At 36.7% G+C, this 18,271-nt stretch carries 22 protein-coding genes and 1 other annotated feature; of the genes, 4 read left to right on the top strand and 18 right to left on the bottom strand.

All coding sequences use genetic code 11. The features are described 5' to 3' along the window. On the bottom strand, positions 1–825 hold the full coding sequence (locus tag BK580_RS08155) for a DUF2935 domain-containing protein (RefSeq protein WP_078379847.1): 825 nt from the start codon (positions 823–825) through the stop codon (positions 1–3). Between the two features lie 199 nt (positions 826–1,024). On the opposite strand from BK580_RS08155, the gene BK580_RS08150 reads away from it, so the two are divergent. Beyond that, entirely contained in the window at positions 1,025–1,504 is a 480-nt protein-coding gene (locus BK580_RS08150; protein WP_078379846.1) for a hypothetical protein, read from the top strand. Between the two features lie 73 nt (positions 1,505–1,577). Here the strand turns inward: BK580_RS08150 and BK580_RS08145 are convergent, their stop codons facing one another. The 3 genes from BK580_RS08145 to BK580_RS08135 form a co-directional block, all read right to left on the bottom strand. After that, positions 1,578–2,825: an MFS transporter gene (locus BK580_RS08145; protein WP_078379845.1), complete on the bottom strand. Its 1,248-nt coding sequence runs from the start codon at positions 2,823–2,825 to the stop codon at positions 1,578–1,580. 69 nt (positions 2,826–2,894) lie between these two features. Further along, positions 2,895–3,156 (bottom strand) — a binding site (T-box leader). Between the two features lie 228 nt (positions 3,157–3,384). Then, positions 3,385–3,675: a hypothetical protein gene (locus tag BK580_RS08140; protein ID WP_078379844.1), complete on the bottom strand. Its 291-nt coding sequence runs from the start codon at positions 3,673–3,675 to the stop codon at positions 3,385–3,387. Continuing rightward, a complete protein-coding gene (locus tag BK580_RS08135) occupies positions 3,672–3,980 on the bottom strand; it encodes a DUF4085 family protein (RefSeq protein ID WP_078379843.1) in 309 nt (102 codons plus the stop codon). The genes BK580_RS08140 and BK580_RS08135 overlap by 4 nt, the downstream gene beginning before the upstream one ends. Positions 3,981–4,314: 334 nt before the next feature. Here BK580_RS08135 and BK580_RS08130 point away from each other — a divergent pair, with 334 nt between their 5' ends. Continuing rightward, positions 4,315–4,785 carry a GyrI-like domain-containing protein gene (locus BK580_RS08130; protein WP_078379842.1) on the top strand — a complete coding sequence of 157 codons (471 nt, stop codon included), beginning with the start codon at positions 4,315–4,317 and terminating at the stop codon, positions 4,783–4,785. A 95-nt stretch (positions 4,786–4,880) separates the two neighbouring features. Here BK580_RS08130 and BK580_RS08125 read toward each other — a convergent pair whose 3' ends face one another. The 11 genes from BK580_RS08125 to BK580_RS08080 all read right to left on the bottom strand — a co-directional run bounded on the left by BK580_RS08125 (position 4,881) and on the right by BK580_RS08080 (position 13,934). Further along, positions 4,881–5,183 (bottom strand): RNA polymerase alpha subunit C-terminal domain-containing protein, encoded by a 303-nt coding sequence (locus BK580_RS08125; protein ID WP_078379841.1) that lies wholly within the window; start codon positions 5,181–5,183, stop codon positions 4,881–4,883. 107 nt (positions 5,184–5,290) lie between these two features. Then, entirely contained in the window at positions 5,291–5,950 is a 660-nt protein-coding gene (phoU, locus tag BK580_RS08120) for a phosphate signaling complex protein PhoU (RefSeq protein ID WP_078379840.1), read from the bottom strand. A gap of 17 nt (positions 5,951–5,967) precedes the next feature. Then, a complete protein-coding gene (gene pstB, locus BK580_RS08115; RefSeq protein ID WP_078379839.1) occupies positions 5,968–6,777 on the bottom strand; it encodes a phosphate ABC transporter ATP-binding protein PstB in 810 nt (269 codons plus the stop codon). A 14-nt stretch (positions 6,778–6,791) separates the two neighbouring features. Beyond that, complete coding sequence (gene pstA, locus BK580_RS08110) at positions 6,792–7,616, bottom strand: phosphate ABC transporter permease PstA (protein ID WP_078379838.1); 825 nt, start codon at positions 7,614–7,616, stop codon at positions 6,792–6,794. 1 nt (position 7,617) lies between these two features. Further along, positions 7,618–8,532: a phosphate ABC transporter permease subunit PstC gene (pstC, locus tag BK580_RS08105; protein WP_078379837.1), complete on the bottom strand. Its 915-nt coding sequence runs from the start codon at positions 8,530–8,532 to the stop codon at positions 7,618–7,620. A 49-nt stretch (positions 8,533–8,581) separates the two neighbouring features. After that, positions 8,582–9,421: a phosphate ABC transporter substrate-binding protein gene (locus BK580_RS08100; protein WP_139364858.1), complete on the bottom strand. Its 840-nt coding sequence runs from the start codon at positions 9,419–9,421 to the stop codon at positions 8,582–8,584. A 347-nt stretch (positions 9,422–9,768) separates the two neighbouring features. Next, entirely contained in the window at positions 9,769–10,731 is a 963-nt protein-coding gene (locus BK580_RS08095; RefSeq protein WP_078379836.1) for a LacI family DNA-binding transcriptional regulator, read from the bottom strand. Between the two features lie 178 nt (positions 10,732–10,909). Continuing rightward, complete coding sequence (gene def, locus BK580_RS08090; RefSeq protein ID WP_078379835.1) at positions 10,910–11,491, bottom strand: peptide deformylase; 582 nt, start codon at positions 11,489–11,491, stop codon at positions 10,910–10,912. A 232-nt stretch (positions 11,492–11,723) separates the two neighbouring features. After that, complete coding sequence (locus tag BK580_RS08085) at positions 11,724–11,984, bottom strand: hypothetical protein (protein ID WP_078379834.1); 261 nt, start codon at positions 11,982–11,984, stop codon at positions 11,724–11,726. A 7-nt stretch (positions 11,985–11,991) separates the two neighbouring features. Continuing rightward, positions 11,992–12,162 carry a hypothetical protein gene (locus BK580_RS23525; RefSeq protein ID WP_169864865.1) on the bottom strand — a complete coding sequence of 57 codons (171 nt, stop codon included), beginning with the start codon at positions 12,160–12,162 and terminating at the stop codon, positions 11,992–11,994. A 200-nt stretch (positions 12,163–12,362) separates the two neighbouring features. Continuing rightward, positions 12,363–13,934, bottom strand: a complete 1,572-nt coding sequence (locus BK580_RS08080) for a glycosyl hydrolase family 18 protein (RefSeq protein ID WP_078379833.1) — start codon at positions 13,932–13,934, stop codon at positions 12,363–12,365. A 228-nt stretch (positions 13,935–14,162) separates the two neighbouring features. On the opposite strand from BK580_RS08080, the gene BK580_RS08075 reads away from it, so the two are divergent. Both BK580_RS08075 and BK580_RS08070 read left to right on the top strand, forming a co-directional pair. Beyond that, positions 14,163–15,923, top strand: a complete 1,761-nt coding sequence (locus tag BK580_RS08075; protein ID WP_078379832.1) for a SulP family inorganic anion transporter — start codon at positions 14,163–14,165, stop codon at positions 15,921–15,923. Between the two features lie 26 nt (positions 15,924–15,949). Continuing rightward, entirely contained in the window at positions 15,950–16,276 is a 327-nt protein-coding gene (locus tag BK580_RS08070; RefSeq protein WP_078379831.1) for an ArsR/SmtB family transcription factor, read from the top strand. Between the two features lie 61 nt (positions 16,277–16,337). On the opposite strand, the gene BK580_RS08065 is transcribed toward BK580_RS08070, so the two are convergent. The 3 genes from BK580_RS08065 to BK580_RS08060 all read right to left on the bottom strand — a co-directional run bounded on the left by BK580_RS08065 (position 16,338) and on the right by BK580_RS08060 (position 18,269). Continuing rightward, a complete protein-coding gene (locus tag BK580_RS08065; protein ID WP_078379830.1) occupies positions 16,338–17,204 on the bottom strand; it encodes a hypothetical protein in 867 nt (288 codons plus the stop codon). A 446-nt stretch (positions 17,205–17,650) separates the two neighbouring features. Then, positions 17,651–17,788, bottom strand: coding sequence for an FbpB family small basic protein (locus tag BK580_RS23305; protein ID WP_235864009.1), 138 nt, complete (start codon positions 17,786–17,788; stop codon positions 17,651–17,653). Between the two features lie 19 nt (positions 17,789–17,807). Beyond that, a complete protein-coding gene (locus BK580_RS08060; protein ID WP_235864008.1) occupies positions 17,808–18,269 on the bottom strand; it encodes a flavodoxin in 462 nt (153 codons plus the stop codon). Between the last annotated feature and the right edge of the window lie 2 nt (positions 18,270–18,271).

Here is an 18,271-nt window from a genome sequence, read left to right as displayed (position 1 = left end):
TCAATTACTATTCAGATACGATGGTCTTCTTAAAGAACATTTGCTAGCATTCTCTTGCAAACTCGGGGCATAGTAGCTGAGTTTTTTGATAAAGTAACAAGTTTCTGGGAAATGATGCTCGATAAAACGTAACGTTGTTTTATTTAGGAGCGTGTTATCTTTGTATTTTAGAACGATAGTGGAGATATACTCGTTCATTTCTAACGTTGTTTGCCCAACTTGATAGGCGAATTCTCTTTGCCTAGCAAACCCTGGTTCTTTGAAGCGCAAATAACCCTTTATAAGGCGATTTTGTACGATATAGGCTTGAAACATACCGATAAACACGTCTGCCTGTCTTGTCGCGAATATTTCAATCGGATCGATTAAATCTGAAAACAATAAAGCATGCCCAAGCTGGTCCTCTAGCCATAAATCCATCAATTCTACTAACGAAAGTGGTTGAGGCTCTTTGCCTTGCACCCATTGGTTTAACAGCCGTAAGTATTCTTGATTCTCAGCTAAAGTGCCATTTAAATAGGTTGGGGATAAATTTAAATTCACTTTATTATCAATTCTAAGCGATTGTAAGTGTCCTTCAAATTCAAAATAACCTTGAGCAATCGGATGTGCACTCTTTGAAAAATTAATCATAATCTCGTCCTTATGTGTCACGGAACGTGGAACTTTTTGTAGCCTAGCTATCAGTTCACCGAATAAATCAATATACTGTTGAGCTACATTCACATAATCTGCTTCACTAACAGAAAGATTATCCCTTACAAAATAGGAATGATCCTGCAAAACCTCGAGCCAAAATAATTGTTCGTCCCAAATAGGGATCATCTATTTCCCCTCCTTCTCTTCTTTAATAACTACGTTAGAAAGAACTAAGAAATGATTTTTTATTGAAATATTGTGCAAGAAGTAACGCTATTCTTTAATGTTCGTTACCCTAGTTTGCTTTAATTACAACTACCATTACATAACTTGTTGGGAAAGAGGGAAAATAAATGTAACACAATCAAGCAAAGGATGTTTGAAAATGAAGCACACAAAAATACTTATGATTTTATTGGCGGTATTACCTTGGCTTTCTATCCCATTAATCGGGATAAATACGATAAAAAGATTCATTCCAGGAGCAGCATTTATATGTCTATATTTGATTTTTGAAGGAATGGTTGCGGAAAAGCGAAAATGGTGGTGGTTTCCTGTATCCATAAAACCGAATGTTTTAGCTGAGTTCCCATTAATTTTCGGAGGATTTTTAGTTGGTTCTCTTTGGATCCTAAAATACACCTTTGGAAATTTTTATTTGTATCTAAAAGTGAATCTTATTATTGATACTATTTTCTCCTATTTGATGATTGATTGGTTTAAAAAATTGGGGTATGTTACCCTAGTTAGACTAACAAAATTTCAACTATCGATTGTTTTTTTAGTGAAGTCTATCGTCATGTATGGCTTTCAATACATGTATGAAAAAGTTGCTACTAAACAGCCTGCCTCTACTACCGAATAAGTGCAGCTACATAGAAATCAAGAATGAAAGGGTAGAGTAATGTACATCTACCCCTCTTTGTAATCGTTAATTCTCAGACGTGCTTCCCTTCATCTGGCAGTACATGATAAAGCTTTTGTTTGGAAGGTCGGATATTCAGCAGTAATAAAACTAAAGTTAACAGCAAGGTGAAAATAGCCCCGGAAACAACAACAAATTTAATGGACACTAAATGAGCTGTTACTGCGAAAAGAGCCGTTGCAACTATAACTAATAAAGCCTCCGCAAATCCGTAAATACTTCCAAATCGCCCCATTACCTCCACCGGGATGTTATTTTGATAAAAAGTAAGATAACCAGTGTTGGCAAATGCATTCGCAAATGCGAGAATGAAAAATCCGATGGCAGCCATGAAAAAGTTAGGAGAGAATGCAAAAATTAAATAACCGACTGACACAATTACCGACCCAAGCCCAATCATCCAAGAAACTACTAATTTCTTCGTCAAGATGACATTAATAAACGCTCCGATTATTATACCAGCACCTGCAATACTAACAAGAAAACCATATTCACTATCTGATAAATGAATAACATCCTTTGAAAAAGCAACCTCCAAGGAATCAATGGCCGTTTGCATCACAATAAAAGCAATAAACAAAAAGTAAATCGTCATCACATAGACATGTGAACGACTAAACTGTAAAACTAGCTTCCAATCTTTCTTTAATACATCTACTGACATCTTTTCTGTAGCTGTAGTTGTGACTTTCTTCTTCTCTAAGTTTGGCATAAATAATGTCACAAAAGCGGAAAAGAAAAACGCGATTGCATTGATGTAGATCGCAAAAATCGGTGTGCCAATCATAAACAGTACTCCCGTAATGGCTGGCCCTAGAAAAAATGCACCAGAATCTAGTAAGCTTCTCCAGGAATTGAATTTTTGTCTATTGTTACTTGGAATTAATCTCGTAATATAACTAATAGATGTTGGTCCATAGATGGAAGATGCCATATTAATGAAAAAAACGAGCAAATAGATCATTCCTACTGAAGAGGAGAAAAAGGCTAAACAAGTGATGAGAATACCTTGCGTAACGTCGAGTAAAATCATCATATATTTTTTATTCGTGCGATCAATGACACTTCCGCACCAAAGGTTCGTAAATAATGTCGCGAGCGGTCTAATAATATATAAGGCTGCTACAGCAAGCGCTGAACCAGTCATATTAAACACCATTAAATTCAATGCGATAAAATAAATCCACATTCCTATGTTAGAAATGCCGATTCCAAATAGCAAAATGATTGGGTATTTCCATGATGAAAGTCTCTTTTCCATATCGTGTTTCCCTCCCGTGACATTTATTATTCAAGACAATAAAAAAAATCCCACCCCCAAGACAGTTGTCTTGGGGACGAGATTATTAGTCGCGGTGCCACCCCAGTTTGTTAATATGTCACCATATTAACCTTATCAAGTACGGCAAATATAAATTTGCTTATACCCTAGCTCTATATCGGGAGCACCCGTTATATCATCCCAACACGATAGTGAAGTTCCGATGTAATGCTCAGAGTCTTGGTTCAGTAAAAGTATTCTTACTCCTTTTCAGCCACCGGAGCTCTCTGTAAAGTACCCTTTTACTTACTCTTCTCTTCATCGCAATGTTCATTATTTTAAAACATACTAACATGGTTACATGAGGATGTAAATATTTATTTTGATTTTTTTGACAAATTAAAGATTGAGAATAGAGGGAAATACTGAGGCGCCCCTGAAAATAGATTGATTACTTGGTAAACACCCGGATGATCTCCGTTGCAGGGGAGACAAGAATAGATTACGGTCCACTTTTTCATCTTCCATGTTGCGATTTCTCCTTGCATTGGTGTCTACTCTAAAATATAGTAGTAATTTTAATTTTATTCTGTTTGAATAGTTCTGCTAAAGTGATTCCATCTATTTTTGTAAAGTCTACAGTATTTTTATGACGGTCACCAAAACAATCACTTACTCTTGTTTTACAAGTCCATACAGTTCTTCCATCTTTCGAATAAGAGATAAAATATTCTTTTCCCTGATAAATAAATTCTACTTCTCTTCCCTGTTCCAAATAATATAAAAGATGTTCATAACTGATAATTCCACCTTCTGGAACATCATCAAATATATTCGTTTGCTTATTCATTTCATAATATAATACTTCGCCTCCAATCTTTTCATAGCAATCGTCCACTCCGCTTCAGGACATTCAAATAACACACGAAACGCAAATCCACTATCCGTTTTCTGCAGCTCGTAGTAAATCAGCCATTGCCCAACCTGTAACGGTTCATCCGTTTCTTCTGTAGTAACATGTTGAAAAGTAAAATGAATCAATGATTTCGACGAAAACCCACCATCTGTATTGATGTAAAGATGAAGGATATTTTCAGAACGTTCTATTCGCTCAATCGTTGCATCATGCAAACTTTGCGTAAAGACATCTTGCACTTCATTTGGTAGATAGGTTTATTAGAGCGTATATTTATTTGTATAGTCCAGTCCTTTTAGTATCCTATTTTTGTATAATCAAGTTTTATTCTTCTATTTTCCGAGATTCATATTTCCTCTCTCTTTCGATAAAGCATTGTCATTATTTCGTTCCTCCAATTAGTGCAATCTTTTTTAATTTTACATTATTTAGAAAGTTATATGTCTAATTATTCAAAGTTTTTGCGAAATAAACGATAAAATGATGGTCAATTGGTCTTAGTTATATGTAAAATTAAACGGTAGGCAAATACTTTGTTTGAATAAACCTAGGATGGAAAGAGGGAGTAGTTGAATGAAGCCAAGGATTGTAACTTTTGAATCACTGCATTTAGTTGGTTTTAAAGTGGAAACAACAGTTAAAGAGTTCGAATCTGGTATTCGACAAGATTTATACGAAACTCTAATTTCCCAAGAAAAACTATTGAAACATAGAGTGAATGAAAAAGTCTTCTTAATGCAAATTTATCCAGAGAAAGAAGATTTTGATGGAACGATAGATTCATTTGTTCACTTTGTTTGCCTTCAGGTTCATCACGCAATTGATATTCCTGCTGGCATGAGCTATCAATACGTGAGCAAGAGTAATTATTTATACTATAATGGACCAGAGTCAGACATTGATCAAATATACCATTACCTATATCACGATTACTTAAAACATTCTACCTATAAGCTGAAAAATTATGATTTTGAAATGTGGGGAGAAGAATATCACCCGAATAATAAAGATAATTTTGTAGATATTTATATAGCCATTCATTGATGTATGGAGAGGGCTATGTAACAAAGCCTACAAAATTTAACAGGACACTCTATTGAGAGAAATAAAGTGTCCCAAGTCAGCAAATCATCAGCTTTTTATTTAACTTTCATTTTAAATGATAGTCCTTCCTCCTCTAAAGAAGCTCTTAGTGTTGGTAACGATGCCGGACCGATACCATGAATTTTTAAAATCTCCTTTTCGGTATACTCTGATAGTTTTTGCAAGGTAGTAATTCCCTCATGTTCCAAAGCACCTCTTGCAGGTGAAGAGAGCTTTGAAAGAAATCCGCTTTCCCGTTTACGTTCTTTCTCACAAGTCGGACAGCTTGGACAATCACTACTTTTATAAAATTCATGTCCTTTGTCACAAATTTTCAAACGTTTCTTTGAAGTTGTCATAGTTAATTCCCCCTTCTGTATTATCCATTATACAAAACCAATTAGTTTCCCACCAATACAAAAAAGCTGCCGATTTGATTCAGCAGCTTCAAAAATATGCTTCTTTTTTATGTGTTAAAATCATATATCCGCCCTTTTATTAAGTAGGCAGCACTTTCTGCGATGTTCGTAATATGATCAGCCGTCCGTTCGAGGTAACGGTTAATGAATAATAACTGCACTAACTGGTTTGTTTCTTCCGGATGTTCTCTCAAGTAGCCGGTAATGCTTTTATATGTTTCACTGTAATAATTATCTACCTGATCATCTAACTCAGCAACTTCTTTCGCAAGCATAATGTTTTCATCGATAAAGGAAGTTACCGCCATATTTAACATATTGATGGAAACTTCTTTCATTTGCTCCAAGTTTGTTATATTGAGTAATGAATTGATTTGTCCAATTTTTATTGTTGATTTAGCGATGTTTACAGCAAAATCAGCAATTCGCTCAATATCGGATGAAATTTTCAAAGCGCCGATAATTCTGCGTAAATCTCTTGCAACAGGTTGCTCTTTTACCATTAGCCAAACGACAAATTGGTTTATTTCATTTTCCAAATTGTCAATCACTGTATCTTCTTCCATTACTTTTAACGCAAGTTCGACATCCTGAGCTTTGAAAGCTGAAAAAGCTTTTTCAAATGCAGCAATAGTAAGTTCATTCATTTCCGTCATTTTGTTTTGCAATTCTTGTAAATTATTCTCAAAATTTTCGCGAACGACCATTTCCCTCACCCCTCGTTTTAGCCGAATCGGCCAGTTACATAATCTTCTGTTCTCTGATCTTTTGGCATGGAGAAGATTGTGTTTGTTTCATCATACTCAATCACTTCACCGCTTAGGAAAAACGCAGTCTTATCTGACACACGTGCTGCTTGCTGCATGTTATGGGTTACAATTACTATTGTATAATCTTTTTTCATTTGCGCAATCAATTCTTCTACTTTTAACGTGGAGATTGGGTCTAATGCAGATGTTGGTTCATCCATTAAAATAATCTCGGGCTTCATTGCAATTGCACGTGCAATACAGACACGCTGTTGCTGCCCACCTGACAATCCTAGCGCCGACGTTTTCAAGCGATCTTTCACTTCGTCCCAGATGGCTGCGCCTCTTAGGCTCTCTTCCACAATTCTATTCAATTCTTTCTTACTTTTTATCCCCTGCATACGAGGTCCATATGCTACATTATCGTAAATACTCATCGGAAATAAATTAGGCTTTTGGAATACCATTCCTACCTTCGTCCGCAACTTGATGACATCATTGGATTTATATATATTTTCATTATCAATCACGATATCTCCGCTAATTTTTACCCCGTCTATTAAATCATTCATGCGATTCAGCGTTCGTAAAAATGTTGATTTCCCGCAACCAGAAGGACCAATTAAAGCAGTAACTTCTTTTTCCTGAATATCCAATTCAATACTGTATAGTGCTTGTTTCTCCCCATAATATAAATTCAGATCTTTTACACTGATTTTAGCCGCTTTATCTGAAACTATTCTTTTCCTTGCTTCCTTATTACGCTCCACTACTGTTGCACTCATTAAATCCACCTCATTTAATAATCAGCTTTATTCAATTTCTTGGAGATAAACGTTGCCGAAAGGTTCAGCACCAATATAATGACAATTAACACAATTCCGACTGCAGAGGCCAGTTCAATATCTCCTGACTCCTGTGTAACAAGAAAAGAATGCACGGATAATGTTCTAGCTGATGAGAAAATGCTTTCCGGCATGGCAGCCACTGTACCCGCTGTTAAGAAAATTGCAGCCGACTCACCGACAATTCTCCCAATAGAAAGTATAATCCCTGATAATATACCCGGCATTGCGCTCGGTAAAATTATTTTATATAAAGTTTGTAGCTTCGTTGTCCCCAAAGCAAGTGATCCTTCTCGATACGTATTCGGAACCGTTTTTAACGCTTCCTCCGTTGTACGAATAATAACAGGCAATACAATGATTGTTAATGTTAGCGAGGCAGCGATGATAGACATGCCTAATTTCAATGTCGTTACAAAAAATACCGCTCCAAATAATCCGTAAATAATGGAAGGAATTCCAGTTAAACTTTCCGTCGCATAACGGATCATTCTAACCATTCGGCCTTGCTTTGCATATTCCTGCAAATAAACTGCCGCCAATATTCCAATAGGTGTTGCAATTAACAATGATATGAGAATCGTGTATATGGTCGTGATAATCATTGGCCATATACCACCGCCTCCTGTTGGTGAATAATCCCCGAAGATAAACTCAAGATTGATTAAACGATAACCTTTATAAAAAATATACCCAACAATAATCACGAGAACGGCAACTGTTAGAAAAGCTGAAAACCACAGCAATCCACGCATTAATTGATCTTTAAACTTTCTCAACTTAATTGCCACCCTTCGAAGCGATTTTTGCCAGTACAAAATTCAACAATAAAATAAAGGAGAACAACACGATACCAGTCGCAAATAACATATCTTGGTGCGTCCCGAAAGCGTAACCCATTTCTAGTGCTATATTTGTTGTCAGCGGACGCACGCTGTCTGTTAAGCTGGTCGGTAAGACTAAACTGTTTCCTGCTACCAATATAACAGCCATCGTTTCTCCAATTGCTCTACCTAATCCGAGTACAATTGCTGCCATAATGCCCGACTTGGCTGCTGGCACCACTACTTTAAAGATTGTGCCTACTTCTGAAGCTCCAAGTGCAAGAGACCCTTCCCGATACGTTCTCGGAACTGCACGGATTGCGGTTTCGGCTACGGTAACGACCGTCGGCAGCATCATAATAGCAAGTACAAGAATAACTGCTAATAAGCTTTGTCCTTTTGCTAAACCTAAATTATTTTGTAAAAACGGAACAATAATCGCAAGTCCAAATACTCCATATAATATAGATGGAATACCTGCTAATAGCTGTACTGCAGGTGAAATCAATCTAGCAGCGCTTTTAGGCGCAATTTCTGCTAAAAAGATGGCTGTAAATAGCCCAATCGGTACACCGATAATTAATGCTCCTAAAGTTGCAAATATGGAAGCGGCAATCATAGGTAGAACGCCAAATTTATCTTCACTCGGCACCCAATCCATTCCAAAAAGAAAATCGATAAAGCTATATCCTTCTGCCACAAATGGGTGGGAACCTTTATAAAATACGAATCCGACGATTAACAATAAACTTACTACAGAAAGAAGCGCACAAATCAGAAAGATTCTTTCCGACAGCTTCTCCATCATATATTTTCTTTTATTAGATTTCCCTAATTTTACAATCTGCTCTTCGCTCGTTGGGCTTGGCATACTACATTCCTCCAAGATCACATTTACATAGGATGTTAATTTCCCGTTACTATTTCACCGGGATCGCTCCGGCCTCTGAAACAATAGCCTGTCCGTCCGGACTTAAGATATAATCAATGAATTGCTGTCCGGCTTCAGTGAAATTTTCTTCTTTATGGACAAATAAGAAGGGCCGTGACAAGCTGTAATTTTGCTGGAGCACGTTTTCTGCAGTAGCCTCCACGCCATTAATTTTCAATGTTGAAATCGACTCATCAATATATTCAAAAGAAACAAATCCAATTGCATGTTTATTCATTGCTACGGTCGTCTTAATATTTCCATTGCCACTCGCAACAATTGCTTCTCTAATCAATTCTCCAGAAGAATACCCGACAATTTCCTGAAAGGCATCCCGTGAACCTGATCCGTCTTCACGTGAAACAACAACAATCTCCATATCATTCCCACCAAGTTCATTCCAGTTTCTGATTTCCCCGGTAAAAACCAGTTTCACTTCCTCCATCGTCAAGTCTTTTACTTTATTGCTCGGATGGGTGACAACAACAATTCCATCGTAAGCAACAATTGTTTCCACTAAGCCATTCGCCTTTTCTCCATCCTTTAATTCACGCGAGGACATTCCGATTTGCGATACACCACTTGTTGCATTCGTAATACCAGCAGAAGACCCGATTTGATTTACCTCTATATTTACATTGGCCTTTTTCTGCTTATATTTATCCGCTAGCTTTTCAACTAACGGCCCTACAGAAGTAGAACCAGAAATCGAGATTGTTTCTCTACCGCCGCTCGAGGTTCCTGTTCCATCATTCGGTTTACCACATGCTGTCAGAACTGCTGCAAAAATAAATATCAATAATAACGATTTTTTATTCATAAATCCCATACTGTAACCTCCAAGATCATCAATCTTTCGGCAATTATTTGTTTACTTATTCTCTACATTACCCACTATAACCATTCTTAATTAATCATTTATTAATACAATGTAAAGAGTTTGTAAATTTGTTAAGGAATTTCTATCATTAATGTAAAAAATATTAAAATTTTCATACAATTCTATTTTTGTAATTGTGTTGGTAAACGAAACTTCCAAACTAAAAAAGTCGATCCCATATAGAGAGCGACTTTTCCTTAATTTTAAATTAACTTGGTTTTTCACCTTCTTGAAAGGGACTCGTACTTCTTCCTTCTTTTTTGAAAAACAAGGATAACCCTATCTGCTTTGTTTCTCTAAACTGAGGCTCTTTCCATTAATTTCACTGTAATCTCTTCATGAGAAATAGTTCCATGCTCCATAGCCTGAAGAAACAGCTTCCTTCCCATTTCTACTAACGGAATCTCCAATGTCGTGATATTCATGATTTTGGCAATTGGTTGATTATCAAAGCCCATAATAGCAAGGTCATCTGGTATAGCTAGGTTTTGTTCCTTGCTACAAGTTATAATGCCAGCCGCTACTTGGTCGCTTGTTACTAACAATGCGGTTGGTCGGTTTGGCATCTCACTTAATTGATCCACCACTCGTTTCCCGTCTTCAAGATTGTAGCACTCATGGAAGATATAGGAGGAATTATAGGTTTCATTCATTTTAAAGAGGAAATCCCTATATGCTATATTTCGCTGATTACTATTGCCACTCTCTCGTCTTCCGATGCAATATCCAATTTTCCGATGACCTTTTTTATGTAAATACTCTAATGCTTTCATAAAGCTCTCATAGTGATTAATATAGGTAGAAGAAATTTTGCTCCTTTTTGAATCCTCGCACACAACAACGTTGCCATAGGACACAAATTCTTCGATTATACCCCAACTGCATTTTCTTGAACAAATGATCAAAGCATCAATTTGTTTATGCTTTAACATATTTAATGCTTCTAGCTCTTTTTCTTCCTCGTAATTCGTTTGAAAGAGAACTAATTTATAATGATGAGTCATTGCTTCTTTTGCAATTCCTTCGATTAATAATCCGAAATAAGGATGATTGTTAAAGGGAACAACTACCCCTATGAGAAATGTTTTTCCTTTACTTAAATGTATAGCATTGATATTTTGCTGATAGTTTGTTTTCTCTATTGCTTCTAATACTGCTTGCTTTTTTTCCTCTTTGACATAGGGATGATTGTTTATCACCCGAGAAACAGTCGATACGGAAACCCCAGCTATTTTTGCGATATCTTTTATATTTGCCAAAAAAAATCACCTTTTCTGCAAACTTTCCCTTGCTCTGAAACGCGTTTCATACTTTACCATTACGAATAAGGAGGGATGAAATAATGAATATACTTATGGGAATCGGTAGTATCCTTTTCATGTGTGCCACTATCATAGCTAGTGCTGCTTTTGCCTTGAAATATGAAAAGAAACGCCATTAATATAGGCTTTCTATAACAACATTGTCCGGTAGCTTATATGGATTTTTCTTATTAATTCGATCATAGAACATAATGCCATTTAGATGATCGATTTCATGTTGCATGACAATTGAGCCATAGCCTTTGAAGGACAGGATGACTTCTTTTCCAGCAATATTATACGCTTTTACTTTGATTCTTTCATATCTTGGAACGATGCCGTTTACTGCTCTATTCACGGACAAGCAACCTTCTCCTTCAGGAAGATAAATCATATTTATAGAATGGCTAATTATTTTTGGATTAATTAGCATAAATTCGTAATCTTGATCTTTTTCATCATTAAATAAGACAGCAAACATCTGTTTATCAAGTCCAATTTGATTGGCGGATAATCCAGAACCAGGACGCAGCTTAAATTTTTTGGAGATAGTAGGGTCCTGGCTATTTTTTAAGTATTGTAGCATACAAAGTAGCTCTTCCCTTACTTCTGCTGAAATTGGAATTTGCACTTCTGTCGTTGTTTTTCGTAAAATTTGGGCACCTTCTTTTACGATATCTTTCATGGTAATCATATAATTGGAATCGAATTTACTCATATTAATTCATCTACTTTCTAATTTAATGCCTTTACTTGAGATATATTAACCAATTACCTAGGCTTCGGAAGTAATCGGATGCTTTGCGTATTTAGGATAATAATCGGTGGGGACCAAAAAAACGTTTTTACATAACTTCAACAGCAATAGATATTTTTCCTTTTTTATAATGCGGCTGTTGCTTTCCGTCAGAGTGGCTAACTCTCTGATTTAGCTGTTATTTACGGGGAAGCTATGGATTGATTCTGCTATTTTTTAATAAAATAGCCTCTGTCGTCTCCCAAAGCCTTGGCAGGAATTTCAGTGCGTCTGTCGCTCGGCGAGGAATGTCTTCGCTAGAGTTTATGCCAAGATCAGAAACGATTTCTTCAAAAGCTGGGTATAGTCCCTGTTGCAATTCTATTGGAGCATCTGCTGATAATATAGTATGGCAGCGGGCAAAGGTGGCCACTATCCAGAAGATTGCTTCACGATGATCGCCGGACCGTATCAATTGTCGACTACCATCGATAGCTATAGGACATATCCACATCAGAGCTTACCGGTAATTCTTCGTCCTCGGCTTTTTCACTGGTCGAACCGCTGAAATATGCGCCATGAAACCACACTTCTCGACTTGCATACTCCTTTACCCATTCCAAAGCTATCGCTCTCGCAGTTCCTACTTTCATAACATCTACTCACTTTCTAATTTTCCAGTATGATTTTTACAGTTTAAGCTACCACTAGCAAAATTAATAGACTAATAATCATTTTTTCCCTATGCTATACTAATTATAGAAAGCATGATTCATGAAACTTTTGTACTTTAATCTGAAATATAAAAATTGAGCGTTCAAGCCGAGACCTGAACGCTCATTTTTATTTTCGTCTATTTCTTCAACTCTTGATAAATCTTCGTTAACAGCACTTCATCCGGATCCTGACTTAGCTCCCACATCATAGCACCACCAAGTCCCATTTCTTGTATGAATGCAGTTTTATAACCAATCGATTCAACATCATCATAGCTAATAAAGGTTGTACCATCAAAGAGGAATGGCACTTTGGTAGTCTCATCCCAGCTTCTCGTAAATCCGTTTTTCTCAATATAGTCTGCGTCAATTTTGGCATAGGTGAGAGAGGAGCCCCCACCTGAGAAGGATTGGTATAAGCCGTTATTCTCATTATCGACTTGCTTAAAGGCTCTACCGTAAAAGGGAAGTCCCATTACCAGTTTATCTCCTGGAACACCACTTTTTATGAATGTTTCTACCCCGTCCTGAACACTCCATTCACTCTCAAATCCACTAGTTGGATCTTCGTGTAATGGAGCATTAAAACCAGACAAGGTATCCCACTCTCCATGAATATCATAGGTCATTAGCTGAACATAATCGACATACTGATGAAGAATCCCTAATTCCATATTAGCAGCATGGTTTTTACTTGCTCCTGCCGCAATCGTTAGCAGATATTCCTTTCCATCCTTCTTACTTTGGGCATCTAATGTTTCGCGAATCTTTTTTAATAGAAGCGTGTAGTTCTGTTTATCCTCTGGGCGATTCTTGTTTCCAGGAGCTCCTCCGCTAACTGGATATTCCCAATCTAAGTCGACCCCGTCAAAACCATAGTTTAAAAGAAACTGCCGAACACTTTCCGCAAAAATTGCTCTCGATTCTTCCGTTAGAGCCACATCCGAAAATTTATCGGACCATGTCCATCCACCAACTGAAATTAACGTTTTTAAGTGTGGATGCTCCTCCTTTAGCTTTTGTAGTTGATAGAAGTTCCCTTTTACTACTTGCGAATCAGAATCCCCAGAAAATGGATTATCTACATCTGCCCACAGATCGCCTACTTCTAGCTTGCCATCCGCTGAGATGTTGGCAAAAGCATAATTAAGATGTGTCAGCTTACTTGCATCAATGTCTTTCACATTATAGCCAGAATAAGTGGCCCAACCTGCATAATAACCGACCAACTTAAAGTCATGCTGCGCTTTATTTTGCAAGTTGTTTACTAATACTTTTTGGGAGACCTCAGTTGTTTGATTTGAGCTATCATACACGACAACTTTTAACACTTGCTCCCCATCTGGAACCCATGGATCTGTTGCCCAATTAATCGTATAAGGTTCCTCTTTTACCTCACCAATTAAATAATCTCCATCACTACTATAAAACTCTACCTTAGTGATTTCATTATCATCTTTCACTTCGACAGACAATGAAACGTCGCCGCTTACTGATGATCCTTCACTTTCTATAGATGAAATCATGATTTCACTAATCTCAGGTGGTTGATCCACCGGGGGTATCTCTTTCGTATCTTCCTTACTCGTCGTAGGACTTGCTATATTATTGTCATCATTTCTTACCAACCAATAGGTCAACAATCCGATGATAGATATCATTACAAGTGAAAAAACAATTAATTTCTTCTTATTCCGTCTACGTTGCATTCCGCTACAAAGTCCTCCTCTTAAATTAGTTATCTATCATTGTAATATGATGACACGTAGTGAAGTAGCGGTAAATATTAGCACCTAGGGAAATTGAGGTCCGAGGACAAGAACTTCGCCCCATGGTTCCTTGACATATCAAAGTAATCGTTATAAATTTACATAATAGTATATTCAAATATTCAGATATACAATTATATAAATATTAAAAGAAAAGAAGGGTTTATTATGCTACGAAAGTGGTTTTTTACTAGGAGATTTAGTGGGTATACTTTGGAAAGCTTCCAAAAAGATCTCTTATCTGGTTTCGTTGTTGGAGTTATTGCTATACCACTGGGAATGGCATTTGCAATTGCTTCTGGAGTAAAACCAGAATACGGTATTTACACTACAATTATTGCAGGTATTTTAATTTCCCTGTTCGGTGGTTCAAGATATCAAATCGGTGGACCAACAGGTGCATTTATCCCTATTTTATTTGGAATCGTTATGACATTTGGGTATGAAAACCTATTAATTGCTGGATTTTTAGCAGGTATCATGCTACTTTTAATGGGAATATTTAGACTCGGCTCGTTAATGAAATTTATTCCAAAACCAGTGACTGTTGGCTTCACATCAGGGATTGCCGTGATTATTTTTGTAGGACAAATCCCAAACTTTCTCGGCTTAACAAACGTGGAAAAACATGAATCGTTTATCAGTAATATAAAAGAAATTGCTACTCATATTTTATCAATAAATTTCTATAGTGTTTTAACCGCTGTGATTTGCCTATTAACTGTTTTGCTCACTCCTAAATTTATTTTAAAGGTTCCAGCCCCTCTTTTGGGTTTGCTGCTATCAACAGCGATTGCGACTATATTCTATCCAAGTCATATTGCAACAATTGGATCCACTTTTGGAGACATTCCAAATTCATTACCTCATTTCAAAGTTCCGGAGATTACGATAGAACGTATCCAGCTCTTAATTGGCCCAGCGTTTGTTATTGCAGTACTTGGAGGGATTGAATCTTTATTATCTGCCGTGGTTGCTGATAGTATGTCGAAAAGTAAACATAATAGTAATCGAGAACTCATTGGACAGGGGATAGCGAATATAGTGACCCCCTTTTTTGGTGGAATTCCTGCTACAGGAGCAATCGCAAGAACTGCGACAAACATAAAAAACGGGGCAGTTTCGCCACTTTCTGGAGTGATTCATGGTATTGTAGTTATGTTAATATTAATACTTTTTGCTCCATTTGCATCCAATATCCCATTAGCAAGTATGGCACCTATCTTAATGATAGTCGCTTGGAACATGAGTGAAAGCCATACATTTTTACATGTGCTAAAAACCAAAACAGAAGATTCGCTTGTTTTAGCTGTCACTTTTTCATTAACGGTATTTGTGAATCTTACGGTTGCTGTAGAAGTGGGACTTTTTTTAGCTGTTATTTTATTTACAAAACGAATGAGTGCTATTATGGTAACAGCTAAAGCATTACCTAATCCAAAGTCAAAAAATGAAAAAGTAGAAATAAAAATGGTGACAGATTCACATGATTGTCCCCAAATCAGTATTTATAATATAGAAGGCCCTTTATTTTTTGGTTCTGCTCAAGCTTTTGAACAATCGATCCTAAATTCAATCAATGACAAGCCAAATATTTTACTATTAAGAATGGGGCGTGTTCCATTGATCGATACAACTGGCGAATCCTATTTATCTAGCATCATCCAAGATTTCTCAAAAGATGGGATTGTCTTAATATCCGGTATTAAAAGTCAACCTAAAAATATGTTAATAAAAACAGGTTTAGCTGAATTTATTGGAGAAAGCAATTTCTTTGAACATACTGGAGATGCAATAAATTTTGCACTTGAACAGTTAAATAAGAACAAATGTCTAGGATGTAAAAACTTTGCCTTTAAGGAATGTACAACACTTTCTTGTGTACAAGAGGATTCTCAAGATAGAGGAGAAACAGTTAAATCTTTTTAGTCAGCTCATGAACTGGAGGAAAAAACTTGAATTTAGAAATACAACGATTTAAAGCAGAATTTTTCAAAGCACTCTCTCATCCTCTCAGGATAAGAATTCTTGAGCTTTTAGCCGAAGGAGACAAAAGCGTCAACGAAATACAAAATCTTGTGGGAAGTGAAGGTTCAGCTGTTTCACAGCAATTAACCGTACTTAGAACAAAAAACATTGTCACAGGCACGAAAGATGGTAATCGCGTTATCTACTCATTGAGGGATTCGATGATTATTGAACTACTAGATGTTGCCCGACAAATCTTTAATAATCATCTTGTGGATGCAATAACAATGCTTGATAAAATCAATGAAGATTAGGAGAGCTATGGGGACAGAACCGTGATCCAATGTATGGGGCACGGTTCTGTACTGCACAAAATTAGTCATTTTTTTCTCTTACTCTTACATTTTGATATAACCAATTTGAAGCACGTGCTTCAAATTCTTGCTCCTTCCAAGCAATGACAGCATTCTTTTCACCTAACTCTTTGATTTGATCTTGGAAAAACATATCTCCGAGAAAATATCCTAATCTACTAACACCAAATCTTTTACCACCATTTATCGAAAACCACTCACGAAATAAGGTTTGAGGAGTCTCAGTTGCATAGTCTTTTGCGAATTCCACTTTAATAGCTTGTTTATTCGCTTCCGTAAAGTTCAGCCATTCCCCCCCTGCGTCATCAAAGGAAAAGTAAACAGATGGAGACAAATTCGTCACGGTTCTTCTCGAAAAATGTGTAGCTGCACCCTCTTGATTCAGCCATATGAGCGGACTATCCCATGGAAGCGCTGTCCATTCCATGCCTGCCTCATTGGATATAATGTTTTGCGTAGCATGACCAAATTCGTGTGCAACAATTGCACGTAAATGGTCAGGTTCTGGAGATAACTTCTCCAATGCAAATGTTATATTGGGAATGATTTGCCGATGTGTATATGCGTTGGAGCCAAAACCACCAACGATTAAATGTACTTCAATTGGAAACGAAACGTGAAATATTCTAAAATATTCATCTGTTATATCTTGAATAATAGGGATTATCTGACGGTGGACTTGTTTGATGCTTGATAAAAATGAAGGGTACTTAGCAATGGATTTGTTATGTCTTTCTTCGGTATCCTTACAATGATAAGCAAAATATTCTTTAAATACATCAGGATATTCATTGTAGTACTTCCTTAAAAAATGAATAGAAGGTTGGTAATTGTCTAGAAAAAATGGAATAGTATCAATGATTTTCAATTGGTTTCCTCACGATTCTTTAGTTTTTATACTAATACGTAGCATACAGTTAACGCTACCCTTTAGTTCAACCAGTAATTAGTCCGTATTCTTGTCATTCGACCGGCTTCTTCGCTTATCCGTCCAAATTCACCTAGAATTCATCCGCAATCTACTTCCTTTCGACCGAAATGATAAAACATTCATCCAAAATCTTTATTCATTCGTCCGATCCTATTTCATTGAAAGTTTTTCTTCCATATATTATATAATAATTCTTATCCCTCTTTCACATCTATCCACTTTTATATTAATATACTTACGGAATAATCCGACTGTCGTTTTCGGGAATCATACCGAAAAGCACTTTGCCACTTAAACACGAGTACACATAATTTATTTAATTTCACCATATAAAAAATGTAGAGAAGACCGCACATCCTCTCTACGTTTTTGCATTACTTTTATTAAACCGCTTTACTTTTCTTTGTCTCTGTTATAATCGATTCATCTATCTTATTGTAAATTTGCTCGATTCTATCATTATCTTTTAATATATTTTTCTTATTTTCTTCTATTAATTGACTCATCATTTTCTTTTTCACGTTGATTCCCTACCTCTTCTTACGCTCTCGTTTTTAGCTCAGACAGTACTTTTGAAACAAATGCTCTGATATCTTCTTCATCTTCTGGCTCTGGATTAAACTCTACTCTTAGCGGTTCATGTAGTACCACTCCTCCTTGTTGTTCAAGAAGCTCCTTTAGCTGATTCAATGAGCCGCAAAATTCGGGATAGGATGTGTCACCCGATCCGAAGATGGCAAATGGGTGACCTTCAAGCTCTAACTCTTCCAATTCGTCTGTAATATCAAGACATTCGTCCGGGTATTCTCCATCTCCCCACGTGTACATTCCGATAATGGTAAGGTCATAGTTTAATAACTCGGAGGCGCTCGCCATATTAACGATCTCCTCCAGCGCAACTTCTTGTTGTTGCTCTTTTAATTCCTCGGCAATAATATCCGCAATCGCTTCTGTATTCCCTGACATACTTGCATAGTAAACCCCTATTCTCAATACGATCACTC

Source organism: Sutcliffiella halmapala, from assembly GCF_002019665.1.
GTDB lineage: Bacteria > Bacillota > Bacilli > Bacillales > Bacillaceae_I > Sutcliffiella_A > Sutcliffiella_A halmapala.
The sequence above is the reverse complement of the archived record's forward strand: the minus strand, read 5'-3'. Positions and strand labels throughout refer to the sequence as shown.